A 26,676-nucleotide genomic window follows, 5' to 3' on the forward strand; every position below is an offset into this window, starting at 1 on the left:
TTAATTCGTTCATTTTTAAAAATATATTAAAAAGAAAACATTTAAACGGGGATGAAGAAATATGTCCAAACCACTGTCATTTTCAGCTTTTGTTATGAATACAGCTTCTCACATCATTCACGGTCTTTGGCGTGATGAAAATGGGCATCAGAAGAACTTTAATGATGTTGAGCTTTGGGTATCCCTAGCCAAAAAATTGGATGAAGGTGGCTTTGATGCCATCTTTTTTGCGGATGTGATTGGATTATATGGCAATCATCGCGGCGGCTGGGAGTATCATGTTAAAACGGGCCTGCAAATACCAAGCAATGATCCCATGGTTCTTATGTCTGCACTGGCCGTAAACACGAAGTATTTAGGATTAGCTTTTACGGCGGCTCCGCTTCAGGAACATCCGTTTAATTTTGCAAGGCGCGTTTCAACATTGGATCATATCTCCAAAGGTCGTATTGCATGGAACATCGTTACAAGCTATTCGGCAAATGCTTTTCGAAATTTTGGCTATGATGGTCTAGTTCCTCACGATGAGCGATATCGCTGGGCGGATGAATATGTAGATGTATTGTATAAACTTTGGGAAGGTTCATGGGATGATGGGGCATTGTTGCAAGATGTCAAGAGCGGCATTCATGCAGATCCGGCAAAGGTTCACAAAATTAATCATATCGGAGAGCGTTATAAAGTGGAGGGCCCGCACCTTGTTTCACCATCCCCTCAGCGCACCCCGGTGCTATTTCAAGCCGGAGCATCTTCTACAGGAAGGGAGTTTGCGGCCCGAAATGCAGAGGCTGTCTTTATTGTAGCACCTGATCCCGAAAATGCCCGACAATTGATCAATGAAATCCGGCGATTGGCTAAACAAAATGGCAGGGATGAGAATGATATTCTCGTTTTTCAAGGGTTGTCTTTTGTGATTGGTGAGACGGAAGAAGAAGCGAGACGTAAAGAAGCTGAGCTGGATCAAAAAATTGATTTAGATATGATGATCGCCCATATGGCAGGCGGAATGGGCATTGATCTTGGAAATATCAGTTTAGATACACCTCTTAAACACATTGAAACAGAGGGAGTAAGAAGCACATACGAGTGGCTAAAGCAAAGTACTCCCGGGCGCACCCCTACAGTACGAGACCTTGCCAAACTGAGAACGAGATCGTCTCGCATTGTTGGAACCCCTGAAACCATTGCAGATCAACTGGAGATTTGGAGGGAAGCAGGAATCGATGGGGTCAATATGATCAATGCTGTCATTCCCGGTTCCTATGAAGAATTTATTGATTTGGTGATGCCTGTATTACGAAGACGTGGTTTAGCCCGTGGAGGCCATTCCGAGCCAAGCACCTTCCGAAAAAAATTGTTTGGATCAGATCTTCTGAATGAACGTCACCCTGCAGCCAAATATAGAGGTGCATTTGCTGCGAAAAGTACAATACAATAATAAGAATGATCGAATATAAAGGCGCCGTTTTTATCATTAATATGACTAAGAAGATGCGAATAATTTATTTTAAACAAAAGGGGGAATTTTGTAAGATGAGCTCCAAACAATTAATTTCAAAAAAAGATCAAGATCCCTTTTCCTCTGCGGCATTTTCTGAGCCGGTTAAACCAAATTCCCGTGAACTGGACCAATTGATTGAGGAAATTGCCCGGGATGCGGAGGAACGAAGGAATACGAATAGTGAAGCCCGACCTGATTATGCGATCAAGTTAATCAAGCAGTCCAAGCTTGGCGCGTTGCGTTTGCCGATTGAAGAGGGAGGAGGCGGCGCCAGCATTCGGGATCTTTTCCAAGTGATCATACGCTTAGCCGAAGCAGATCCGGATGTAGCACACAGCCTTCGTTCACATTATTCCCAGGTGGAAGAATATCTTCGAAATCCGGATAAAAAAGAACGTGATAAATGGCTGAAGAGGGTGGCTAACGGCGATATTATCGGTAATGCATTTACCGAACTTTCGTCCAAAAATGTTGGAAAATATGCTTTTGAGACCACTTTATCCCCTGACGGTGACGGATATCGATTAAATGGGACGAAATATTTTAGTACAGGTACGATGTATTCTGACTGGGTTTTTGTGACGGCGTCCACCCACGATGGGAAAACAGTATCGGTCATCATTCCTGCAAACCGGGAAGGAGTCATTATTGAAGACGATTGGGACGGCATCGGGCAAAAATTAACGGGAAGCGGCACGACCCGTTTGAACAATGTGTATGTATTTAAAGATGAAGTAACGTTTATTGACGGTACAAAGACTCCGTTTAATTCCTATCTACAGCTCTTTTTGCATGCAGTCATTGCTGGAATATTGCGAAATGTAGTAACGGATGCTTCTTCTTTAGTACATCGTCGTAAACGCACATTTTCTTTTGCGGCAGCAGATAAACCGACAGATGATCCGCAGCTTCAACAGGTGATTGGCCAACTTTCCAGCATGGCATTTGCTGCAGAAGCGATTGTGCTAACTGCTGCAGAAGCACTTGATGTTGCTGTGAGATCAGCCGTTGACGGTGTGATCGATTATTCGTTGAGCCATGAGGCTTCGCTTCGAGCCGCACAAGCTAAGGTGGTAGTAGACGATCTTGCTTTAAAAGCCGCTACCCTGCTTTTCGAAGTTGGCGGGGCTTCAGCAACAAGACAATCGGCGAAATTGGATCGACATTGGAGAAACATACGCACGATTGCTTCGCATAATCCAACAGTTTACAAAGCTCGGGCCATTGGCAGCTACATAGTAAACGGTACAGATCTTCCGATTAGAGAAATTTATTTTTAAGACGATTTTAATCAAAACAAATATGAATGGATTTGAAGAATGAGATAAAGTGGGCAAGCTTAATGCTGATTTATAAAAATTCATTAGGAATAAGTTGGTTTTCTTTGACTTTTTCTAAAAGGATTTCTATAATAATTTCTGTACTTTTAAATTTAGAGGAGGATTATTAAAAAATGTATTTTATCAGATTGCGATTCCCGGCTTTGAACCAGTAATTAAATACGTTCAAAGGCTCTGTTTGTGTATGCAGAGTAAACGGGAGCAGTCTGTCCTTTTTTAATAATCTTCGTTTCATATAGAAAATATGTAATGTGAAGAAGGCAGACGGATCGTTCTGTCTTTTTTATTTATGTATCATTCTCCTTCTTTTGTTTAGCAAAAGGAAGGTTTATCCCGCTTCAACGGGCAGTAAGTCCCCGCTTCAAGACTTAAGCGGAAACAATGAAGTCAAGTGGGGAATAACTGCTCGTAAAAGCCCGATTAGTTCAACTAACCATCAGTGGCAGATGAAGGCTTATTAAAAGCACCGTGTCCCCATGTCTTCATCTGCACTTGCACATCCTGTGCGTTGCCCCCCACTGATGGAAGTTTCACTTTATTTGGTGACGGCTTCTAATAGCCCCTAATCTAATAAGGATGGGTCTTCTTCCCTTTACTCTGAATCACAGGCAGATCGCCTGTGATTTTTTTATGTGCGCCCGGCATGTACATGAACTATAGGGTGTAAGTCCCGAACCCCGAAGACAGAAGTAGAGGTTAGCCAAGAGCAAGGGTGTCCGTGGTGACGCGGAATCTGAAGGAAGCTGGAGGCAAAACACCGGTCCGAGGAACACGAACCTCATATAAGGCTAGGTATGATTGAGTGAGTTTGCATAACAAAACAAAGCTCTTTCTGTCGAAGGTCATATCGAGTAAATGAGGCGGATAGATGGTGTGAAAGTGCATGTACTTACCCGGGGAGGTCTGGCGGATATGTGAAGTACTCGTCATAACCTACTTAGTGATAAGTAGCTGAACCGTCAGAAGTCAGCAGAGGTCATAGTATTAGTTGGTCTAGAACAACTAAGAAGGACCGAACAATTAAGAGAGAATAGCCCTTGGTATTCAGTGAGTCATGATGAACACAGAAAACGTAGTACCTCACTTGAGGGAGGAAGCGGTGAATCCCGTGGGAGACCTCTTGGAGGGTGGAGTGACCACTGGCATAAAGAGAACAGCTATTCACGGAAGTTATAAAGACTTGCGTCAATTATCTTAATTGAACCGCCGTATACGGAACCGTACGTACGGTGGTGTGAGAGGACGGGAGTTAATCGCTCCCTCCTACTCGATTTCGAAAGGAAGAGATCACATGACCAAAAAAATAAAAAGTGCGGAACTTGTCAGTGAATTTGTAGAGGCATTCAGATGCCCACTCTGTAAAAGTTCGATGAAGGTTGTTGATTTTAAAAGCTTAATATGCTCTAAAAACCATACTTTTGATTTCTCAAAACAAGGATATGTAAATTTGATGACTCATCCCTCGAAGAGTCATTACAAGAGAGAATTGTTTAAAGCCAGACACAAGATCATTATCGAAAGTCATTTATATACTCCCATACATGAAATGATTTCGAAAGTGATAACGGAATATATGGATGTTTCTGTTAAACCTTTTATGATTGTAGATTTAGGCTGCGGAGAAGGTTCTCATTTACAAAGGATTTTGGACGAATGTAAGGTTCCGGCAATGACTGGTGTGGGTCTTGATATTTCAAAGGAAGGCATTGCCATGGCTGCTAAGAGGTACGAAAACCAAATTTGGCTAGTAGGAGACTTGGCTAAATCACCATTGGAAGATCAATCGTTTCATGTGATTTTGAATATCTTATCTCCTTCCAACTACAAGGAATTCAAGAGGATTTTAGTGGAAGATGGGCTAGTCATTAAGGTTGTTCCTCGACCTAATTATCTAAAGGAGCTACGAGAAGCATTCTATGATCACAAGGAAAAAAGGGTCTATAAAAATGATCAAACAGTATCCCTTTTTAAAAAACATCTCCGACTACTGGATGTTTTCCATTTATGTTATTCAAAGAACCTTAATGAAACGGAACTAAAAAATTTGGTTCAAATGACCCCTCTTGCTTGGTCTGCGGATAAAGCACGTATTGATGCGTTTATTCATCGGGACTCCGCTCGGATCACAGTTGATCTAGATATTTTAGTTGGTATGAATAAAGGCTTGAAAAGAAAGTTATCATCGCACAATCGAATGGGGGGCAGTGAATAATGGAAAAAGTATATATTGAATTAAAAAATATCGAAGTCTCCTTTTTAGGCAAATTAGTATTAGATATCCCGCGATTAGCAGTACACCAATTTGATCGTATCGGGATTGTTGGAAAAAATGGGGCTGGAAAGAGTACGTTATTGAAACTTTTGGACGGTCAAATTACACCAGATAAAGGCCAAGTAAATCGCTTTGCGGATTTTGCTTATTTCGATCAACTGTCAAGACCGATTGAAAAAGAAATAGATTTTGATCTTCTAGGAAAGCTCTCTATACCTCAGACAGAAGTTGAAAATTTAAGCGGCGGTGAACAAACACGTTTGAAGTTAGCGGGAATTTTCTCCACCTACCATGAAGGGTTATTGATTGATGAGCCGACAACACACTTAGATGAGGCCGGTGTACAGTTTTTCATCGATGAGCTGCGCTATTATTACGGTGCGCTTGTTCTTGTTAGCCATGATCGTCATGTGTTAGATGAACTCGTTACAAAAATTTGGGAAGTCGAAGACGGGCGTGTAACGGAATATACAGGGAATTATTCCGACTACTCAGCACAAAAAGAACTCGCTCGTAATAGACAGCTTAAGGATTACGAAAAATACGTGAAAGAAAAAACACGTCTTTTAAAAGCGGCGGAAGAAAAGATGACCAAGGCCGAAAAAGTGACCAAGGCCAATAATCGTATGTCAAAAAAGGAAACGAAAGCAAAGGCAAATAAAATGTTTATGACGAAATCAAAAGATACAAGCCAAAAGGCGATCCAACGTGCAGCAAAAGCGATTGAGCAGCGAGTGGAGCAACTCGAAGCAGTGGAGGCGCCAAAAAAGGAACAAGCACTTTATTTTCCTCAGCCAACGGCTCTCAAGCTACACAATAAGTTTCCGATTATGGCAGACCGATTAACGCTAAAGGCAGGAAATAAAATCCTGCTCAAAGAAGCTAGTTTCCAATTCCCATTAGGCAGCACCATCGTGATTACAGGAAAAAATGGTTCAGGGAAAACAACACTCCTTCGCCATATCATCCAACAAGGAGAAGGGATTATCGTATCTCCTAAAGCTGTCATCGGATCGTATGAACAAATGGGTTATGAATTTGAGAAAGATGAAACTGTACTTGCATTTATGAAAGAACGGAGCGACTATGATGAAAGCAAGATCCGTGCTGTCCTACACGCAATGAATTTTACTGGAAATGATTTGAGAAAAAATGTCCGCCATTTAAGTGGTGGAGAAGCGATCCGTTTAGTATTGTGTCAATTGTTTTTGGGAAGATACAATGTGCTGGTTTTAGACGAGCCGACCAATTTTTTGGATGTTTTCTGTATTGAAGCGTTAGAACGCTTTTTAAAAGGATATGAAGGTACTGTCCTACTTGTATCACACGATCACATGTTTATTCAACGTGTAGCAGATCATATATATGTCATTGAAAACCAACAACTAAAATTAAGAAACTAAGTTAGACCTCATTTGCGGGTAAAATAATAGTTTCATTGTGGATGCCGGCCAGAGTTTTTTTCGTGCATAAAGGACAAATTTTATATATCATTTATCTTTTCTTGCGTTATTGAAAAAAGTCGTTTGTCTTTTGGCAAACGACTTTGTGTAGAAGCTGTATTCTTTTCTCCGTTCAGAAAAGCAGCAGGTAAGCAATCTCAAAATGAATTGGCCCATATTAAGAGGGTTCGAGCCATTTCTTAATCAAAAGGTTAATCGTTGTATAAAATCACTTTCATCGCTTTTTCTTTGGCTGCATTGCCAAATACATCATATGCTTGGATGATTTGATCCAGAGGAAAGCGATGGGTGACTAACTGCTGCGGCGAGATCTTCCCTGATTCCACTGTCTTTAACAACATCGGTGTTGTACTTGTACTGACCAGTCCGGTTGAGATCTTCACATTTCGAATCCACAATTGTTCTAGGTGCAATTCGACAGGCTTGCCGTGTACACCGACATTGGCTAGACGTCCGCCCGGCTTTAGGATTTGCTGACAGATGTCGAAGGTTACCGGGAAACCGACGGCTTCAATCGCTACGTCAACACCTTTGCCATCCGTTAATTCCATCACTTGTTTAACCGCATCGCTCTTAGAGCTGTTCACTGTCTGAGTGGCACCAAACTTTTTAGACATCTCTAGGCGATTATCGTCAAGGTCGATCATGATGATCTCCGCCGGTGAATAAAGTTGTGCCGTTAAGAGTGCCGACATTCCAATCGGTCCTGCGCCGACAATCGCAATGACATCACCCGGCTGAACTTCACCGTTGATCACCCCGATTTCCAGACTCGTCGGTAAAATGTCGCTCAACATGACAAGTGCTTCCTCATCGGTTCCCGGAGGAAGATGATACATGCTTGTATCGGCATAAGGGATCCGAACGTATTCTGCCTGGGTACCGTCGATTAAGTGCCCTAAAATCCAACCGCCGTTTTCACAGTGGGCGTACATCGCTTTTTTGCAATAATCGCATCTTCCACAGGAAGTGACACAAGAAATCAGCACTTTGTCGCCGGGTTTGAAATTGTTGACACCCGTGCCGACTTCTTCAACTATTCCAATTCCTTCGTGTCCCAATGTTCGACCGTCTGTTACCGCCGGTACATCCCCGCCTAAGATATGCAAATCCGTGCCGCAAATCGTCGTTTTGGTGATTCTTACAATGACATCAGTTGGATTCTGAATCGTCGGCTTGTCTTTCTCTTCCCACTCGATTTTTTTTTCGGTCCATGGAATACAAGTGCTTTCATCAACATTCCTCCTAAGTTTTCATTCGCTAATTTGCCTGCGGTGACAAAAATTAAAGGTCGTCCCATGCTGGTCTAACCAGGTTAGGTGTTCCTATTTGGTGTTCCTAAAGTGGATTGTAGTCCCACAGACATTTTCCCCTCGAGAACATGAAATTATTCAGCTCTTTAGGGGTTGTTCATATTTTTGGAGATGCGATGCCGGGTTTTTATGTGACGACCCATTTTTTGGATTAAGCGTTAGAAGGTTTTTTAAAAAGATATGAAGGTACTGTCTTTATGATCACCTATTATTAAATTGTGTAGAAGATCGTATATATGGGAAATTATGCCGACGGTGAAAAAAAGAATAGTCCGGAAAGTGTAGTAAAAGGGCTCTTTGCGCTATAATAAGAAAAATTCATTAGTTTAAATTCTTTGTATAATGATTGTGGCCATAAGCTTTTTTTATTTGAAATGTTCACGCTTTTAGGTGTATCCATTTTTTTGAAAAAACGAAACTGAATGTCCGGAATATATGGACAAAAAACCGATATTAGTGACATATTTTGCAATGGGGAAAACAGGGTCATTAATTGAATACGAAAAAGGAGTGAGATTCCATGAACTTTCAAGATCAAGTGGTGGTTGTAACGGGAGCGGGGAGTGGAATCGGCAAATCCGTCGCAGAACAATATGCGAAAAAAGGGGCAAAAGTGGTCATCGCTGAGCTGAATGTAGAGACAGGAAATGAAGTTGCCAGACAAATCAAAACGCAAGGCGGAGAAGCGGTTTCTATTCAAATCGATGTGCGTGAACCGAATGATATTATCCACTTATTTCAGAAAACCAATGAAATGTACGGCAAGGTGAATATTTTAATTAATAATGCCGGAGTTTCTCGATGGAAAGATCCGCTAGAGCTGACAGTGGAAGAGTGGGAAGATATCATCCATACGAATTTGAGGAGTGTCTTTCTCTGTTCACGTGAAGCGGCAAAATATATGAAAAAGAATGAAAATGGCGGTGCGATTGTGAATATGGCTTCGACTCGCGCCTTTATGTCGGAGCCTCACTCAGAAGCTTATGCGGCGACGAAAGGTGGAATCGTTGCATTATCTCATGCGTTGGCTGTTTCATTTAGCCCTTATCATATTCGTGTCAATTCCATAAGTCCGGGTTGGATTGAAACGAAAAATTACGAGAATTTGAACGAAATCGATCACTCTCAACATCCTGCGGGGCGAGTGGGCCGACCTATTGACATTGCGAAAGGCTGTTTTTATTTAACCGATCCTGAGAATGACTTTATTACTGGACAAAACATTGTTATAGACGGTGGCATGACGATCAAAATGATCTATGAAGAATAAAGTTTGAGTTTTGGAATATAGTTGTGATGGACACGGCAATAGAATATGGAGAGGAGGGCGCCCCGAAAGTGGAAAGATGGGGCACCCTCTTCATTTTTAGATCAATTATTTTGCAGAATGATTAGCCTTTACGAGATAAGCACAAACCCGCATTTTATCCGCCCTCACAGTTTCTTTTGTTCAACCAAACTGTAAAATATTCACTTTTATAACTTCAATCGGGTAAAATGAAACCATTTTCCAGTATATGCGTAGAAATATGATAAGGGAAAGGAGAGTGGAAATGGGATCGATCATACTATTATCCATTATCATTGCATTTGGTACAGCGGTGCTTGTTGTACCGTTAACGGGGGGAAATGAAAAAGGAAAGCCATACATAACGGGTAGAGGGAAGTTCTTTATAAGCATCGTCGCAGTTGTTTTTATCGTGGCCGTTATCGTGTATTATGTGACGAACATCGACCGCAACTGGACGGCTTTATGGCCGTTGTTCATGATAACGACTTTATTCGGGTTTTTCTTGGCGGATGGGAAAGAACGGCTCATCAAAGGGGTTCTTTTTTTAGGAAGTTTAATCGTGGCTGTCTATATGCTTTCAGCGCCATTATGGAATGCGAATGAAAAATATAAAGTTGCCAAAATGGATCAAAAAGTAGATATAGAACCGTTTGATGAAAAAGAGAAGCCAGCCAGTGTTCCGCCTAAATTTGCGCGGAATAAAATGAAAAAAGCGTTTGGGCAAGTTCCGAATGCGAGCTATTATGAGCTGGGAAATTTGCAAATTCAAAAAGTAAAGGGCGAATATGTATATATCGCACCGGTAGAGTTTTCTGGTTTTTTTAAATGGTGGAAAGGGAAAGTGACCCCCGGCTACTTTATGATGAGCGCGACCAATGCAGACGATAATCCGAAATTTGTGAAAAGAGAAATGGCGTATACACCATCTTCTTTCTTTCAAAAAAATGTAGAACGGCATATGCGCTTAAAATACCCGACGAAAATTTTTTATGGCGACCCGCAGTTAGAAATTGACGATGAGGGAAAACCTTATTACATTCGTACGTACGGGCATTTTATCTCGGCACGGAATGGTTTTCAAACAACAGGAGTCGTTGTCGTCGATCCGGCAACGGGTGATACAAAATCTTATTCTTTGAAGAAAGTGCCGGCTTTTATAGATGGCGCAGTATCTCCTGAGGCTGTCAGTTTGCAAAATCGTTATTTTGGTAAATACGTTCATGGTTTTTGGAACAGTATTTTCGGAAAAAGAGATGTCAAATTACCAACTGATGAAGGAACCGAAGCCAATGTAAGTCCTGTTTTTGATGATCATGGAAATATGTACTACTTTACCGATTTCACAAGTCCTAAAAAAGATGTTGACTCCATGCTCGGCTATTCATTGACCAATGGCAGAACGGGAAAAGCGACGTATTATACAGGGAACTTACAGGAATCGTATATGGATTCACAAGGAGATTTGCAAATTATCGAGAAAAAATTTATTGAGAAAAAATGGAAAGGTTCGATGCCGATTCTTTATAATTTTTACGGTGAAGCAAGTTGGTTAACACCTGTGCTAGATTCGAACGGCTTTTTGCAAAAATATTTCATCGTCTCTGCTGCCAACCCTGAAGTATCTGTATACGCAGACACACCAAATGAAGCACTAAAAATGTACAAAACGGCTCTTCAACGCAGCGACAGCACCGTAAACGGCAGTTCAAAAGCAGATGCTAAAACCGTTGCTGGCACGGTTGTACGTGTATTTAAAGAAAGAGTGGGTGATTATACGAACGTATCATTCTTATTGAACAATAAAGAGAATTTTGTTGTCAGCTCAGAACTTGTTCCGCTCGCTATTTACTTGCAGCCGGGAGATCGAGTAAATGTGAAATATTTAAATACAGGAGAACTATTTTTGCCAGTAAAAGAGATGACGATTAAAGGTCTCGAAAAATAAGGAAAAGTGTTTTTGTTCTTTGAGAGATAGAGATACAACTTGCCGCTTCCTTTTGATAGATTAGATGTTTGTGGGGTTCAAACAGATCAAGTCTGAAATCGAGGGAGCGGCAAGTTTTTATTTATGTTAGTGGTGATGCTTAAACTACTTTCGCTTTAGAGATTCGTCGGCATATGGAAGTGGGTTTTTAACAGGGAAATCACTTAGAAAGTGGAATAAGTAGAAAGAAGTTTTTTGCTCGATTTATTATTGGAAATTTCGGAAAATATAAAATCTTTCTATTGATAAATAAATTGTTTCATGATATATTTCAATATAAATCTACTAATCCTAGAAAAGCGGATACTCGATACAAAAATCTCCAAGTGACCGCTTGTGAGTCATTTGTATTGCCTGTATTGCGCTTTAAGGAGAAGGATCCAATGCATTATGATTCTGATACCATTTACATTATCGGGGATGCTAAGGCACCTCTAAATAACCCCATTACGAAACATTTTAATCAATATTTTATAGGATTAGTGGTAGATCGTACGAGTGGAAAAATTGTGGATGTAGAATGTTCCGCTACCATTCGATTAACCGTGCAGTTCCTTAAATCTATTTTTGTCGGAAGAAATATAGAAGATCCTGTATTAATACAAGAAATTAGTCAACGTTATTTTGGTTCCTCACAAAAGGCGCTTATCGTTGCTTTTCAAGATGCGCAGAAAAAATATAAGCAAATTGTAGCTGCTTTGTCTACATAAACCTAGACAAAATCCAGCCTGACGAAAAGTTGGGCTGGTTTTTATTTTGTTAAGGAGGCGAAATGGGTGATCAAAGACGGCTTTATGTATTTAAGTGTGTTGGTTGCATTTGCGGCTCTTATGGTTGGTATTGAAAGAAGATTCAAAGGGAATCGTATTTTGAAATTTATTCCGGGAATTGTACTGATTTATATTGGAGCAGCACTCATGCAAACGTTTGGCGTCTTTGCTAATAATGAGTCGATTGATGGAGTCTACAATCAAGTCAAAGGGGCATTATTGCCCGCGATGCTTATGCTCATGCTGTTAAAATGTGATATTCGAAGTATAGCAAAATTAGGCCCTAGAATGTTAGGAGGTTTCGTCGTTGCCGTTATCAGTATTTTTTTAGGTTTCGTCATCGTATATGCACTCTTTAAGCCATTTTATGTGGCTGATACTTGGAAAGCATTTGGTGCTTTGTCGGGTAGTTGGACGGGTGGTTCAGCCAATATGGTGGCCCTTCAAGGAATTCTCAATGTTCCTGAAAATATTTTTGGATATGCATTAATGATGGATACGATTAATTATGCGGTGTGGGTGATGTTTATGTTTTGGCTTGTTCCATTTGCTGATTCTTTTAACAGATGGACAAAGGCTGATGTGAGTTTTATTCAAAAAGGTTTTAATGAAGTCGCTGCTACTGACGAAAAAGACGCGCAAGGAACGCAATTTCATCATTTATTGTACTTATTAGGAATTGGCTTGCTTGTTTCTGCTTTGTCCACTTATTTAGGCAATCTCTTGCCGGAAGTGGGAGCGGTGATCAACGCTACGAGCTGGACCATTATGATTGCTTCTGTTGTTGGCCTCATTTTAGCTGTCACTCCTGTTGCCAAAATACCTGGAATTTTGGATGTATCGAATGTGATGCTTTATATAGTTGTGGCATTGATCGCATCACGTTCCGATTTTTCAAACTTAACACAAGCTCCAATTTATATCATTTCAGGATTTTTCATTATGTTGATCCATCTTATAATCATGCTTTTATTAGGTAAATTATTTAAATATGACTTATTTACTTTAGGAGTCGCTAGCTTAGCCAATATTGGGGGGATGGCTTCTGCCCCGATGCTAGCCGCGGCATACAATCGAGCGTTAATTCCTATAGGGGTGATTATGGCTTTATTGGGTGCTTTTATAGGAACGTATTTTGGAATGTTGGTAGCGAAAGTTTTGGCCATGATCTAATGGAACCATCAGGCATATAGAAAGGAAGAGATTTTGTGCGGATTGATAGTTTGAAGATTAGTCGCGAAAAGACCAGATTGCACACCCCTTTTAAAACCGCTTTAAGAACAGCTGTTGAGATAGATTGTATTCAGGTGGAAATTACGCTCCATAACGGAATAAAGGGGAGAGGGGAAGCATCTCCGACATATGTGATTACGGGTGATTCTACTGAAAGCATTGAAGCTGCTTTAAATGGCCCTATTCGTGAGGCGCTCATTGGATTGGATATTTTCCATTTTCAGGAGGCGCTAAAACGAATACAAGCATGCTGCGTTGGAAATACAAGCGCAAAAGCGGCAGCCGATATAGCTTTATTTGATGCTTATTGCAAATTATGGAATATACCATTGTTTTCGTTCCTTGGTGATCAAAAGCCTATTCAGACGTGTATGACCATCGGTGTTGATGAACCAGAGGCCATGGCAGCAACCGCGTTGGAGAAGGTGAAAGAAGGATTCCGTATTTTAAAATTGAAAGTCGGAGAAGATCCAAAGCTGGATATGGCAAGAATCAAAGCCATTATAAAGACTGTTTCAGATGATATTAAGTTAAGATTAGACGCCAATCAAGGATGGACGCCAAAACAGGCAGTAAAGCTTATTCGCGAATTACAACAAGAAGACTTTCCTATCGAATTTATCGAACAACCCGTAAAGGCGCAGGATTTAGAAGGACTAAAGTTTGTAACGGAGCGGGTAGATATTCCGATTATGGCGGATGAAAGTGTTTTTTCTGCAAGAGATGCTCTAAAAATTGTATCCGGCCATTATGCAGATTTATTGAACATAAAATTAATGAAATGCGGTGGGATCAGTGAGGCGATCAAAATAGCCAGTATGGCCGAAGCAGCAGGAGTAGCCTGTATGATTGGAAGTATGATAGAGTCGCCTCAATCAGTAGGAGCAGCAGCTCATTTAGCGGCTGCTCATCCAAATATTCAATATTTTGATTTGGATGCTCCGCTTTGGTTATCCACGGAACCTCAATATTTAATATACGAGGGGGAAAATATTACATTACCAAATAAACCTGGCATTGGAACCGTTTCCTAGTGAAAAGGGGGAGGAGAAATGAAAAGAGCCGTGATTTATTTGGTCATTTTATTTGTATTAGCGGTTGGATTTAGTCAAACTGTACAGGCGAAAGAAAAAGACCCGGTTGTTGGAAATTCTGCCTATATTGATGTGTCAGTCGCCACCTTATGGACGGCGCCCAATATTTTACGGCCAGTTGATTTACCTTCTGCCACTAATCCTGTTGACATGCGAAAATGGACATCTTCTATGACTTTAGAGGAGCAGCTGCAATTATCAGATGATGGTATGCTGGAGACCCAAGCTTTGTACGGAAATAAAGTGACGATTCTTGAAAGAAACGGAGACTGGGTGAAAGTGGCTGTCGAGGGACAACCAACCCCTCGAAATGAACTTGGATATCCGGGATGGATGTCTGTTCATCAATTGACTTATAACAAGAAATTTGCAAGAAGTGAACAAAAACCGTTTGTGATGGTAGAATCGCCAACGACCTTTCTCTATCAAAATGCTTCCTTGAAAAAGAAAGGAATGGAAATTAGTTTTAATACAAGATTGCCTTATGTCACGGAAACAAAGAAAGCCTTTAAAGTTCTGCAGCCTAATGGAAAATATGCATGGATTTCTAAGTCGGATAGTCATTTTTATCAATCTGAAAAAGCCATACCAAAGCCTACGGGTGAAGAGTTAGTGAATACAGGGAAGAAATTTCTTGGCCTCCATTATTTATGGGCAGGCATGAGTGGGTTTGGATTTGATTGTTCAGGATTTACTTTTACCATTTATCAATCTCATGGCATTACAATACCTAGAGATTCAAGCGTACAAGCACAATATGGTCAATCAGTGCCATTAAACGAATTACAACCGGGTGATTTGCTATTCTTCGCATACGATGAGGGGAAAGGGAAAGTTCATCATGTGGCGATGTATGCCGGAAATGGTATGATGATTCATTCTCCCAATTCTAAAAAGAACGTAGAAATAATTCCTGTCCATACACCAGGTTATTATGACGAATTGTCTGGAGCAAAAAGATATATTCCGGAGCCATAAAAACCGTTCAAAATTTAGAATGGAAGTGTTGAATGGAGTAAAAAAGCTTCCATTCTTTTTTTATGATTTTATCTTTTTGTAAATGATGGCATAATAGCCATTCAATTTATTTTATCAATTGGTTTACATTGGAAAAAGATTCATAAACGGAAAAACAAATCATGGTGGAGTATTGAAGTTTTGGTTGACTCTCCCGTTGCGTGATACTTTATATTGAGTAGCAAGGAGGCAAGTCGATGGGAATGAAAGTGAAAGAAGTAGCGGATTTAGTGGGGATTAGTGTTCGTACGCTGCATTATTATGATGAAATCGGATTATTAGTTCCAGAGGAGACAACCGAATCAGGATATCGCTTGTACTCGGATGAAAATCTTGAAACACTGCAGCAAATTTTATTTTTTAAAGAACTAGGATTTCCATTAAAAAAAATTAAGGACATCATTTATAATCCTTCTTTTGATCGGCAAGAAGCGTTGGAGCTGCAACGACAAATGTTGATGGAGAAACGAGAGCGGCTTGATCAAATGATCGCCACAATTGAGAAAACGATTAAACATATGAAAGGAGAAATACAAATGTCCAACAAAGAAAAATTTGAAGGATTTGACTTTCGTCATCATCCATACGAAGAGGAAGCGCGGAAACGTTGGGGCGATGAAGCGGTGGATAGAGCGAATGCGAAAGTGCGGAACATGACTAAAGAAGAACAAAAAGCGTTGTCGCAAGAAATGGAATCGATTTATCAAAAACTTGCGGCTCTCCGTCATCAGTCGCCAGAATCCGAAGAAGCACAAGCGGCCATTAAAGAATGGCATGATTTTTTGAACAACCACTTCAATCAATATTATACACTTGATGTATTTAAAGGATTAGGTCAGCTGTATGTCGAGGATGAACGATTCACGAAAAATATTGATCAGTATGGTGAAGGCCTTGCGGAATTTATGCGTGATGCCATGCGCATTTTTGCAGATAAGAACAAAAAATAATGGGTGATTCTGTTTGAACCCGTCTACTAATATTAGATTTCATAATGGTGTGCATTACTTATCATGTCTTCAAAGCCGATTTGTTATAAACCAAAAAAATTGAGAAAAAGGATATCGTTCATTTGGGAATTCAATGGGTTTATCCTTTAATTTCACAAAACCAGATGATAAGCAAAAGGCAAGAATATTTCTGGGTAAAGAATGAGAAAAGTGGGTGTATGATAATCATTTTGGAAGGCCCATTCCATTACCGCAGAAAATATTCTTAAAAAGAATGGCTTTGCAATAAGCTTCTATTTATCGAATCTGAATTTTTTCAAATCATCAGCACCTGAATCATTAACTGACCGGTATGGCTGTCTTCTTTTTCCCGGAACGATTGGTTAAATCGTTATTTCTGTTTTTGGTTTGCTTAGTCTGGATTCAATCTTTTCAAGAACTTTTTCTAGTTTTTCAAGCGGTACTTCTGTGCTTTCTGAAATATTTTTCAAATCTTGATAGGAAAGTCCTTTTGAACTGCGGAGAAGATTCTTTTGCTCATGGTCATGCAATAAAATTTGAACTGAATCAGGTCTTGAATAATGACCTAATCCGTCAAAGACTACTTTTGCAGCCTTAATCTCATTGGCATGGCAATCGGCGTAAACAATCGTATCATCGTGATAAACGGGTCCGGCGATATATTCGCCAAATGGATTGACAATGGCAGCTCCGCCTACAGCCCAACTAAAATCCATCTCTGGACTATCAATGAAATGTTTATGTTCAGGTTCAAAATCTTGTTCTCTCAACAAACCGGCTACACTGATCACAAAGCTTCCCGATTCAAAAGCGTATTCTCGAATGGCAAACTGCAAATCACAAGGATCTCCAGGTTCTGTTGTAGAATGGAATATTCGACCTTTTCTTTCACCGTTATTGGTCTTTTGTCCGAACGTCCAAGTTCCAGGCCAATTGGCGATATGGAATTCTTCGCCCATCAACATTTGGGCCGCTCTTACTAAAATCGTATGGTGTTCCCAGCAAATAAGCGATCCGATTCGTGCAATATCGGTTTGATACACATTGAGATCACTGCCGTCGCCCCGTCCCCAGTAAGTCCTTTCAGTGTAAGTAGGCATTAATTTACGGTGACGTCCTAATATGGAGCCATCAGGACCAAAAAGGATTTGACAATTATATAATGTGCGTGCTCCATCCGTATCATCGATTTCGTTAACTCCCATTACACAATAGACCCCTGCTTCCCGACAAGCTTTTCCGATGATTTCCGTGTCTTCACTTGGTATGGCAACAGAGTTGTTTTGAAGGGCAATATTCCACTCAGCCCATTCATCTATTTGGCTGGCGTAACCAGCTTTGTAATAGGCGGGAAAGACGGGAATATAGGTTTCTGAGAACGCTACTAATTTCGCTCCGTTCGCCCCTGCTTCTTTGATTCTTTTACAGGCTACTTCAATCGATTTTTCTTTGTTGAATACAATTTGAGGGGCTTGTACTGCCGCTACACGCACTGTTTCATGGCCTCCGAAAACGGATTTGTTCAACTTTTCGTTTCTAATTTTTCCCATAATTGTCTCCTTCTTCAAATATTAGGATCAACCCAATTCTATTCCGAAAATTCTGAATTGTCAATTCGTTACTCGAACATTTACAATTTATTAACAAAGGATACTAGAATTAAAAAAAGAAAGGATGGGTATCTCCCTTTTTATTTAGCTTTTCATCGTTCTATTTTGGCCTCTTAGGCTTTCTGTGTATGGCAAGTGTCGAAGGAGCAGTGTTAACCGATCTTTCTATCCGTGCGTACTTTTAACATTACACTGCCAAATATCTTACGGATTATTTTTACTTCGATAACGAGTCAATACAGACTTTACGGCTTCTGCGATTTCTTGATAGCCTGTACATCTGCATATATTGGATTCAAGCCATTCTTTTATCATTTCATCGGTTGCATCCGGGTGCTGCTTCAATAGCGCATGACAATTCATAATAAATCCTGGAGTACAGTATCCGCATTGAAAAGCAAACTTTTCAACAAATGCTTTTTGTATAGGCGTGCCGTCTAATCCTTCAATCGTTGTCATTTTTTTGCCAACAACCTCAATGGCCAGCATAAGACAAGATTTCATTGGCATATCATCTACATTAATCGTACAAGCCCCGCAATCTCCGTTTAGACATCCAGGTTTTGCACCCGTTAATCCTAATTGACTTCGGAGAACATATAGCAGTGTATCCGCGGGTCTAAAAGTGGCCATTCTTTTTTCTCCATTCACATCTAAAGTAGCGCTTATTTGAAACATATGATCATTGTGCATGCTCCTCCCCCTCCAGCGCGGTGAATATTTCTTGAAGTGTATTTTTGAAAACGAATATCCGATATTCCGATGACCCCTCTGTATCATTAAGAATGGGGGTTGGCAGATGATGAATGGCATGCTCGATTCTTGTTTCGAGAGGTAGTTGTGTTTGATTTAAATCATCCTCTATTTGTTTAGATCGAAAAGGAAAGGGACATAATCCGCTAAAAGCTGTCCGTATACCTTCTTTCGTTTTCATCGCTGCAATGGTCACAAGTGGATAGCCGGTATCCCATTGCCTTCGTTTTTTTATACTGACAGATGGTACTGAAAGATCATTCCGGTTGGTGACGATTTGCACAAGGAACTCTCCTGTTTGCAAGCGAAGTTGTTTGTAAAAAACATCTTGTATAGGAACACGCTTTATTCCGGATGGACCTGCAATCACTACTTGGCTATTCGTTAGCAGAAAAGGCAAAACCGCTTCACGATAAAAAATTTTCCCGCAAATATTTCCTCCTAAAGTAATCTTGTTTCGTGCTGTATGATCAGCCACTTCACTGGCTGTTTTGCTCAACAATGGAAACACATTCGCTTTTTCTATTTCGGTTAAAGTGAGTGCAGCTCCCATCACAGGATGGTATTCGTCCAACTGCAGCACCTTGCATTCAGGAATGTCATGAATGTCGATCACTGCTCCGGGAGTGACGAGATTCAATCTACCGAGCGTAATAATCTCCGTTCCCCCTGAAAAGTAGATCGGCCTCTTTTTTTGAATTTGTAATGTATAAAATAATTGAACTGCTTCGTTAAGCGTGGAGGGCTTATAGTATTCAAAGTCAAACGAAATCATTTTGTACCCCTTTCTTTCTTCTCCAAATGAATTCAGGGACAAGCGGCAATTGATTGAGCTGGACTCCAGCGGCAACGGATAAACTGTTGGCTAGCGCTACCGGCATACCTAATATTCCATGTTCCCCAATGCCGCGTGCACCATATGGAGCATCAAGCTGAGGAGTTTCAACAAAATCTACTATATATTCTGGATTTTCGCCGTAATGAATCGGTCTATATGTTCGAAGCTGAGAATTTTGAATTCTTCCATAGCGGTCAAAAATAAATGTTTCTCTGCCGGCAAAAGATAGTCCCATGCTCATGGCGCCCATCACTTGGCCTTTGGCTGCTTTTTCATTTAATACTTTTCCGATATCAATCACGGAAATCGCTTTGATCACTCGATAGGTAAAATCTTTTTTATCAAATTCAATTTCTACTCCTTGTGCCCCTACCGTCCATTCAGGACCTGGCTGACCTGCACCCGTATAAGGATCCAGATGAGTCATATGTCTTAAAATGTAATTTCCTCTTCCGATCACTTGTCCTCCGATTGCATTTCCGTTCGGATATTGATAGCCGTACGCCACGTCTTTTATATCAATGCCCACTTTTGGATCATCTCTTAAAAATATTCTTCCAAACCCAACCTCAAGATCTTCAGCAGAACATCTCAAAATACAGGAAGCGATCTCTTTTAGCTGTCGGATGGCATCGTCAGCTGCTGCCAAAACTGCCCGTCCTGCCATAAATGTCCCCCGGCTGGCAACCGTTTTCCAATGTTCGGGAGTCGTTTGTGTATTAACTTTCATTTGAACATGAATTTGATCTATGCTCATTTTCATGCGTTCAGCAAGAATTTGAGCCAAGATCGTCTTCGTGCCTGTTCCAATCTCTACCACACCAGAAATGAGGTTTATGCTACCATCTCGATTGAACGTTAAAATAACGCCCGAACTGGCATCGAGGTCGATGGTAGACGTTTTCCAAATACAGCTGACACCTTTCACGCGAACTTTTCGTTCATCGATTTCCATTATTGGTTTTTCGTCCCAATTTATTAATTCTTTTAGGCGGTGAATGCATTTTGGCAAATTTCCTAGATTACTGTTATTAAGAAGGACTTGAGTGGGTGTTTTATGTCCGGGAAGTATAGCGTTTTTTAGACGCAACTCAAGCGGGTCCATCCCGAGTTTCTCCGCCAGAATGTCCATGGTTCGTTCAAAAGCAAATAATACCTCGGAATGGCTAAATCCTCTGAAGGCTGTGGCGTAAGGATGATTGGTATACATGCACAAAGAGTCGCACCATACATTTTCAATATGATAAGGACCTGTACAGTCAACGGCACCGGCTCTGCTGATATCCGTTGATTTATCAGAATAAGCACCGCCATCAAATAAATAAACAATCTCCGCGGCTTTCAGTAATCCGTCTCGGGTGCAGCCGAGTTTTACGCGGGCATCGAGCCCTATATGGCATGGGGCCGTTAATATATCTTCTTCTCGTGAATAAATGAGTTTTACTCGCCTGCCTCCTGTGGCTTTAGAAGCTAGAAATGCCAGTATCTCCCATTGGACGGAGGCTTTTCCGCCATAGGCCCCTCCTACTAATGGAGTATTTACAACAATTTTGCCGAGGTCTATATTGAAATATCGGCTGATCCATTTTTTAATCATAAAGGGAGCTTGAGAGGAAGAAGTGATATGCACATAGCCGTCACGGTGAATTTCGGCGATGGCACATCTCGTTTCCATCGCCGCATGATCGGATGGAGAAAATGAAAAATTTTCTTCAACGATCAAATCGCTTTCCAGCCAGCCTTTTTCCATGTTACCTTTGCGTATTTTGGTTCGGTTGGCGATATTCGTATTTGGTTCCGGATAAACACCTTGGGTTCGCTGATAAGTATCGAGTTTTTCGTGTACAAGGGGCGCATCGCTTTTCAGTGCCTCGGATGGGGAATTAACTACTGGAAGAGGTTTATAGGTTATTTTTATTAAATCCGCTGCTCGCTTGGCCAAAACCGGATGATCGGCAACGACGAGGGCTACCGGTTCTCCGTAGTAACGGACTTTTCCAACAGCAATGGGAGGACGGTCTTGTATCTCTTCACCAATAAGCGGAAGTTCGGGAGATCCGGTTAGAATGGCTCGAACACCTGGCGCTTTTTGAGCTTCTGACGTATCAATTTTTTCTATTTTTGCGTGGCCATAAGGACTGATCACCATTTTGACATGCAACATGTCCGTTGATTGTTCATCCGCTGTATATTTTGCTTTTCCTGAAACTTTATCCAGGGCTTCTTTTCGGTAAATGCTTTTACCGATGATATTCAATTTGCTTTTCCACCTTTCTTCTGAATATTGACGGTCATTGAATTTCTGAATATATGAACCTGTTTTGATAATCGTCCGATCAATCTTTTTTTATTGCAGGAAAATGGGGAAGGGGAATGGAATAAAAGGTTTAACTCATCCCATTTCAATTTAAAAAAATATCCCTGTAAGGGATCTTCCAGACTGTCGACAAATCCGAAAAAATCGGATTTGCCGACAGTCTTTTTTTGTATAATTAAGATACCGTAATGAATTGAGGTGGATGAAGTGCTAACAAAAAATACACAGATGAATCGTGATCAAATAGAAATGATAGCTTTAGACCAACTTGTACCTGCAGATCATTTGGTTCGTAAAATCGACGCTGCTATTGATTTTTCATTTATCTATTCGCTTGTTCAAGACATGTATTCATCGGAAAGAGGTCGACCAAGTATTGATCCAGTTGTATTGATTAAAATGGCTTTCATCCAATATACCTTCGGTATTCGTTCCATGCGAAAAACTATAGAGGAAATCGAAACGAATCTGGCTTACCGTTGGTTTCTTGGATTTGGTTTTTATGATAAGGTACCTCACTTTTCAACGTTTGGGAAAAACTACGAGCGACGCTTTAAGGATACAGACTTATTTGAACAGATATTCTATCGCATTTTGAAAGAAGCTGCAGATAAGAAGCTGATAAGCAGTGAGCATGTCTTTATTGATTCTACTCATGTCAAAGCGAGTGCGAATAAGCATAAATTTGTGAAGAAAGTGGTTCGAAAAGAAACGAAAGCCTATCAAGCACGTCTACAAGATGAGATAAATGCTGATCGAGAAGCACATGGAAAAAAGCCATTTCCTCCAGATAAATTTGGGAAAGAAGAATATAAAGAAATAAAAGAAAGTACCACTGATCCGGAAAGTGGTTACTACGTAAAAGACGAGCGAACAAAACAGTTTGCTTACTCATTCCATGCTGCTGCGGATCGAAATGGCTTTGTTTTGGGGGCTATTGTAACGCCAGGGAATATTCATGACAGTTCCGTATTGGAGCCACTTCTTGAAAAAGTCATAGAAAAACATGGAAAACCGGTTGTAGTTGCTGCTGACGCTGGATATAAAACTCCCGCCGTTGCCCAATACATATTTGAAAATGATATGACCCCTGCTTTACCTTATACTCGCCCTCGTACAAAGGATGGTTATTTCAAAAAACATGAGTATGTTTACGATGAATACTACGATTGTTATCTTTGTCCGCAAGGACAAGTGTTAAAATATGCAACTACGACGAAGGAAGGCTATCGTCAATATTTTTCTGATCCAGTCCAGTGTAAAGATTGTCCATTCCTTTCGAAGTGCACCCAAAGTAAGGAGCATAAAAAACTGATTCAGCGACATGTATGGGAATTTTATTTAGAGGAAGCTGATCATCTTCGGCATACACAAGAGAATAAGAGCATTTATGCAAGACGGAAAGAAACCATTGAACGTGTTTTTGCTGATGCAAAGGAAAAGCATGGTATGCGTTGGACAACCTTAAGAGGTCTAAAAAAATTGTCCATGCAGGCGATGCTAACTTTTGCTGCAATGAATTTGAAAAAGATGGCTTGCTGGACATGGAAAAGTCCAGCAATAACATAAAATAGACCCCTGGAGGGGTCTATTCCAAACATTTGAAAGCATAAAAGTGACAAAAGGCATCCGAAAGCGCACATTCGGATGCCTTTTGTCTACACTCTGAAATATCCCTGTAAGGGATCTTCTATATACTTAAACATATATTTTAGACGATTATTCTTTATTCCAAATGCTTCATTAAATGACTGACGGTTTAGTTGTAATAAAATGGATTATTTACACTTTTTTGTTGTATAAAGGGAATATTGAATAAATTGGCCTGGGAGAAAGGAACAGGATGTTTAAATAAGAGCAACAGAATGAATGCAGAATTTTTTTAAACAAGTTTTCGGCGGGGGGAGAGGGTGGAGGGAAGCAAAATGATAGAAAGATGGAAAAAGAGTGCGAGGCGGATAAGGAGAGAACGTCGTGTGCTGTATTAGCTACTTGATACCTGATATTCATTCCGATTTTAGTATACAGATGATCTGATCATCGTTCCTATTGGAATCGTTCCTGCGTTAAAAATGATGGCAAGCAGGTGCGTTGGAAGATGGCAAGTGGCAGGAGGAACGAGAATCCATCGAAAAAACATCCAACTGGTTTGTCGGTGGGGTGTTTGTTCTTATATGGATGATGTTGGCTGTTTGGGGTTCGATCAAGTTTTATCGAATGTTTCCGTTGATGCTAAAACAGTTATCATCATGGAAAATACCGGCATGGTTAAAGTGGGTTTTGCTTCAATTATAGCGTCCACGTTTTCAAGGGAACGTTATACGTAACGAGCATGCCTCGTGAAATGTAAATAGTCATTTTTGAAATAAAAAAGGGCGGAATGGAAACTTCCGCCATCATCAAGAATACTTATGAATTGAATGACTTTTCATCGATTTTTCCATTCAAGCAATACTTCCAGCAAATGGAGAAAGATTTTTTGATTTTCAATGCTCTGTGTTTGTAAGCGAGTGATGATTTGGGACAGTGTGTATTCTTGAGAGTTAGGATTTGGGTGGATTGAACGAAAGAGGTCTTCTAAAGAAATCTCCAGAGCCTTAGCAACCTTTTCGATGCTTTCCAGAGTGGCATTCTTTTCACCTCTTTCCAATTGTCCTATATATGTAGCGTGTAGATTGGCTATATCAGCTAATTCTTCCTGGCTCAATCCCTTTTCTTTTCGAAAAGTTCGAATCCGCTCTCCAATAATCCTTGGCAATTCACTCATATTTTACCACCTCTTAGGTAACTGTAGCTTTAATCATTAAGCTTCCCAAGATACCATAGATATTCAAAATAAATTATGATATACTATAAATAGTATTTTCTGGGAAGGGACGAGATGCCTATTTTATGTAGAAACCATGTCGAATGACGTCGAAATGATTAGAATTTAGGCATATCCACCCATGATTTTGTTCTTAAATATCTTGATCCAAAATGGAATTTCAAATGATGGTATGGGTGCAATTTATTTTGGTCCCAAAACAATCAGAATTCTTTTAAGGACAGCATAGAGATGCTGTAAGAGAAGAATGTCGGAATGATGTCTAATGAATGGGCAAGTGTAAGGATATGAAGTTGAATTTGATGGGCGGGAAAATGACGGCGCCAATGAAAAGACGGTTATAGTTGTTCTGTGATCGTGACTTCATTAAGTCACGGATAAAATGATGGATGAATTTTTTCTTCTTTTGCCCCCCTTCTTTTTAATTTTCGCTAAAACTCAAGAGAATTTTTCTTTTCTTATCGAAGCAATAGGTTTAAAATGATCAAAGTATAAAAAATAATTTCTGGAATAATAAGGGGATTGCTAATGTAATGAACCATTTTGCAAAATCATTGAAAGTTCATTACGGACAGTCACTATTGTAAGACGATGCCAAACAGTCAAAAATCTTAATAAAAGAAAGGGTAAGGGCTTAAAATAATTGGATTAAAGGAAGAACAATGATAAAACGAAAGTTCATGTATGCATTTATTTTGTTGTCTTTGTCAATCGTTTTGGTGGTGAATTACTATTCGTCTTTGGAATCGTTATGGATGCTTATCTTGATCCCTGCTGTTACGACCGTCATCTTATGCCCAACGTGGAAAGCAGCCATAACGGTTGGATTTTCAAGCTTCATTTTAATGGTGATAACCGAATTTGTATTTCATCCGTTACAACCTTCATTTCGGGATGCGGTTCATCTTATGATCACAGGAGCAGTGGAATGGATTATATTCATGACGGCTTCTTTTTTTCAAATCAGAACTGCAAAGATGATCGCGGAATTGGGAAATCTTGCATTAACAGACCCGCTCACTAAAATTTATAATCGCAGATATTTAGATTTGAATTTGGAAAAGAGCAGTTTGTTTCCAAACAAAGAACAGTCGATGACGTTGATCTTGTTTGATATCGACTATTTCAAAGCCATTAACGACACATTTGGCCACAATGCAGGAGATATGGTCTTAAAAAAAGTATGTAGAGTCGTTAAGGAAATCATTCGTGAATCTGACATATTTGTTCGAACGGGTGGAGAAGAGTTTCTGATTTTTTTGCAGGATTGTTCATTAGAACAAGGCATTAAACTCGCCGAGCGCATTCGAAAGACAGTGGAAGAGACGGACTTTGTATATAAAGACAAACGGATATATGTAACGATCAGTGTGGGGGTCTCAAAATACAGCAAAGAGAAAGACTTGAAAGAGTTTACGGAGAAAGCGGATCAGGCTTTGTATCAAGCAAAAGAAACGGGACGCAACAAAGTGGTTGTCATTTAAAAAAGAATGATTTTGAAAAAATGTTGAGTTTGGGATCTTTGGAAGGGTAGTCAAATGATCTCCCATCTTTTTTTTCTGTAAAAAGACGGGTCAGAAGGTAGACCAAAGTGGATAGTCTTACTTCTCGAAATTTCTTTGAGAATACGTTAGAAATATGGTCAAAACGTGAGAATCGTGTTTCCTGAATGAGAAAGTATTAGGAAATGGCTTTTTCTTTTCATTTGGTCGAAAAACATTTCCGGAGAATAAGCATCCTGTATTTTTGAAATATTCGATTATTATGTAATCTACAAAGACATGTTGCCTTTTTAAAAATATGGCAAATAAATTATAACAGTATATGGAAGAAAATAAAAAGAGAAAGTACTCGTTCATTTGTGCGGTCAACTGCAAAAAAGATCTCGAATATGGTCGAAAAGGCTGGCTCCAACCGAGTCAGCTTTTTTCTAAACATAGGTATTGGCAGTTTTTTACTGATCTTTTCTGAAGATGATGCTTCTTTTTGTCGTTTTTTCGAAAAATTCTAACGAAATCTGTTTTCAATGGTACAATATAAAAAACAAATGATTTACACGGCACGTTCGAAACGCTGACAGGA

At 40.1% G+C, this 26,676-nt stretch carries 19 protein-coding genes and 1 pseudogene; 14 read left to right on the top strand and 6 right to left on the bottom strand.

Going from position 1 to position 26,676, the window contains the following annotated elements:
- Nucleotides 1–61: 61 nt before the first annotated feature.
- The 4 genes from NST12_RS01045 to NST12_RS01060 all read left to right on the top strand — a co-directional run bounded on the left by NST12_RS01045 (nucleotide 62) and on the right by NST12_RS01060 (nucleotide 6,516).
- A complete protein-coding gene (locus tag NST12_RS01045) occupies nucleotides 62–1,438 on the top strand; it encodes an LLM class flavin-dependent oxidoreductase (protein ID WP_341100043.1) in 1,377 nt (458 codons plus the stop codon).
- Nucleotides 1,439–1,533: 95 nt separating this feature from the next.
- A complete protein-coding gene (locus NST12_RS01050; protein ID WP_341100044.1) occupies nucleotides 1,534–2,781 on the top strand; it encodes an acyl-CoA dehydrogenase family protein in 1,248 nt (415 codons plus the stop codon).
- 1,351 nt (nucleotides 2,782–4,132) lie between these two features.
- Entirely contained in the window at nucleotides 4,133–5,053 is a 921-nt protein-coding gene (locus NST12_RS01055; protein ID WP_341100045.1) for a putative RNA methyltransferase, read from the top strand.
- Nucleotides 5,053–6,516 carry an Msr family ABC-F type ribosomal protection protein gene (locus NST12_RS01060; protein ID WP_048622412.1) on the top strand — a complete coding sequence of 488 codons (1,464 nt, stop codon included), beginning with the start codon at nucleotides 5,053–5,055 and terminating at the stop codon, nucleotides 6,514–6,516. The genes NST12_RS01055 and NST12_RS01060 overlap by 1 nt, the downstream gene beginning before the upstream one ends.
- A gap of 251 nt (nucleotides 6,517–6,767) precedes the next feature.
- Here NST12_RS01060 and NST12_RS01065 read toward each other — a convergent pair.
- Nucleotides 6,768–7,810: pseudogene (locus NST12_RS01065) on the bottom strand (zinc-dependent alcohol dehydrogenase family protein).
- Between the two features lie 599 nt (nucleotides 7,811–8,409).
- On the opposite strand from NST12_RS01065, the gene NST12_RS01070 reads away from it, so the two are divergent.
- The 7 genes from NST12_RS01070 (at nucleotide 8,410) to NST12_RS01100 (ending at nucleotide 16,228) form a co-directional block, all read left to right on the top strand.
- Nucleotides 8,410–9,159 (top strand): SDR family NAD(P)-dependent oxidoreductase, encoded by a 750-nt coding sequence (locus NST12_RS01070; RefSeq protein ID WP_048622419.1) that lies wholly within the window; start codon nucleotides 8,410–8,412, stop codon nucleotides 9,157–9,159.
- Nucleotides 9,160–9,442: 283 nt separating this feature from the next.
- On the top strand, nucleotides 9,443–11,125 hold the full coding sequence (locus NST12_RS01075) for a hypothetical protein (protein WP_341100046.1): 1,683 nt from the start codon (nucleotides 9,443–9,445) through the stop codon (nucleotides 11,123–11,125).
- A gap of 422 nt (nucleotides 11,126–11,547) precedes the next feature.
- Nucleotides 11,548–11,874, top strand: coding sequence for a DUF3870 domain-containing protein (locus NST12_RS01080; protein ID WP_341027786.1), 327 nt, complete (start codon nucleotides 11,548–11,550; stop codon nucleotides 11,872–11,874).
- 66 nt (nucleotides 11,875–11,940) lie between these two features.
- The gene (locus NST12_RS01085) at nucleotides 11,941–13,107 is read left to right on the top strand and encodes a DUF819 family protein (RefSeq protein WP_048622422.1); all 1,167 of its coding nucleotides are present in this window, start codon (nucleotides 11,941–11,943) and stop codon (nucleotides 13,105–13,107) included.
- 35 nt (nucleotides 13,108–13,142) lie between these two features.
- Complete coding sequence (locus NST12_RS01090) at nucleotides 13,143–14,201, top strand: dipeptide epimerase (protein WP_048622423.1); 1,059 nt, start codon at nucleotides 13,143–13,145, stop codon at nucleotides 14,199–14,201.
- Nucleotides 14,202–14,219: 18 nt separating this feature from the next.
- The gene (locus tag NST12_RS01095; RefSeq protein WP_341027789.1) at nucleotides 14,220–15,239 is read left to right on the top strand and encodes a C40 family peptidase; all 1,020 of its coding nucleotides are present in this window, start codon (nucleotides 14,220–14,222) and stop codon (nucleotides 15,237–15,239) included.
- 236 nt (nucleotides 15,240–15,475) lie between these two features.
- A complete protein-coding gene (locus tag NST12_RS01100; RefSeq protein WP_048622425.1) occupies nucleotides 15,476–16,228 on the top strand; it encodes a MerR family transcriptional regulator in 753 nt (250 codons plus the stop codon).
- A gap of 383 nt (nucleotides 16,229–16,611) precedes the next feature.
- On the opposite strand, the gene NST12_RS01105 is transcribed toward NST12_RS01100, so the two are convergent.
- The 4 genes from NST12_RS01105 to NST12_RS01120 form a co-directional block, all read right to left on the bottom strand.
- Entirely contained in the window at nucleotides 16,612–17,799 is a 1,188-nt protein-coding gene (locus tag NST12_RS01105) for a carbon-nitrogen hydrolase family protein (RefSeq protein ID WP_341027791.1), read from the bottom strand.
- Between the two features lie 264 nt (nucleotides 17,800–18,063).
- Nucleotides 18,064–18,552 carry a (2Fe-2S)-binding protein gene (locus tag NST12_RS01110; RefSeq protein ID WP_341027792.1) on the bottom strand — a complete coding sequence of 163 codons (489 nt, stop codon included), beginning with the start codon at nucleotides 18,550–18,552 and terminating at the stop codon, nucleotides 18,064–18,066.
- The gene (locus NST12_RS01115; RefSeq protein ID WP_341027794.1) at nucleotides 18,542–19,387 is read right to left on the bottom strand and encodes an FAD binding domain-containing protein; all 846 of its coding nucleotides are present in this window, start codon (nucleotides 19,385–19,387) and stop codon (nucleotides 18,542–18,544) included. The genes NST12_RS01110 and NST12_RS01115 overlap by 11 nt, the downstream gene beginning before the upstream one ends.
- On the bottom strand, nucleotides 19,374–21,707 hold the full coding sequence (locus NST12_RS01120; protein ID WP_341027795.1) for a xanthine dehydrogenase family protein molybdopterin-binding subunit: 2,334 nt from the start codon (nucleotides 21,705–21,707) through the stop codon (nucleotides 19,374–19,376). The genes NST12_RS01115 and NST12_RS01120 overlap by 14 nt, the downstream gene beginning before the upstream one ends.
- A 267-nt stretch (nucleotides 21,708–21,974) precedes the next feature.
- On the opposite strand from NST12_RS01120, the gene NST12_RS01125 reads away from it, so the two are divergent.
- A complete protein-coding gene (locus NST12_RS01125) occupies nucleotides 21,975–23,336 on the top strand; it encodes an IS1182 family transposase (protein ID WP_003354354.1) in 1,362 nt (453 codons plus the stop codon).
- 522 nt (nucleotides 23,337–23,858) lie between these two features.
- Nucleotides 23,859–24,062, top strand: a complete 204-nt coding sequence (locus tag NST12_RS01130; protein WP_327796746.1) for a hypothetical protein — start codon at nucleotides 23,859–23,861, stop codon at nucleotides 24,060–24,062.
- Nucleotides 24,063–24,195: 133 nt separating this feature from the next.
- Here the strand turns inward: NST12_RS01130 and NST12_RS01135 are convergent, their stop codons facing one another.
- Nucleotides 24,196–24,534, bottom strand: coding sequence for a helix-turn-helix domain-containing protein (locus tag NST12_RS01135; RefSeq protein ID WP_003353068.1), 339 nt, complete (start codon nucleotides 24,532–24,534; stop codon nucleotides 24,196–24,198).
- Nucleotides 24,535–25,256: 722 nt separating this feature from the next.
- Between NST12_RS01135 and NST12_RS01140 the strand changes: the two genes are divergently transcribed.
- A complete protein-coding gene (locus tag NST12_RS01140; RefSeq protein ID WP_341027801.1) occupies nucleotides 25,257–26,078 on the top strand; it encodes a GGDEF domain-containing protein in 822 nt (273 codons plus the stop codon).
- Nucleotides 26,079–26,676: the final 598 nt, after the last annotated feature.

The organism is Bacillus sp. FSL W8-1127, assembly GCF_038006725.1.
Taxonomy (GTDB): domain Bacteria; phylum Bacillota; class Bacilli; order Bacillales; family DSM-4216; genus Bacillus_O; species Bacillus_O smithii.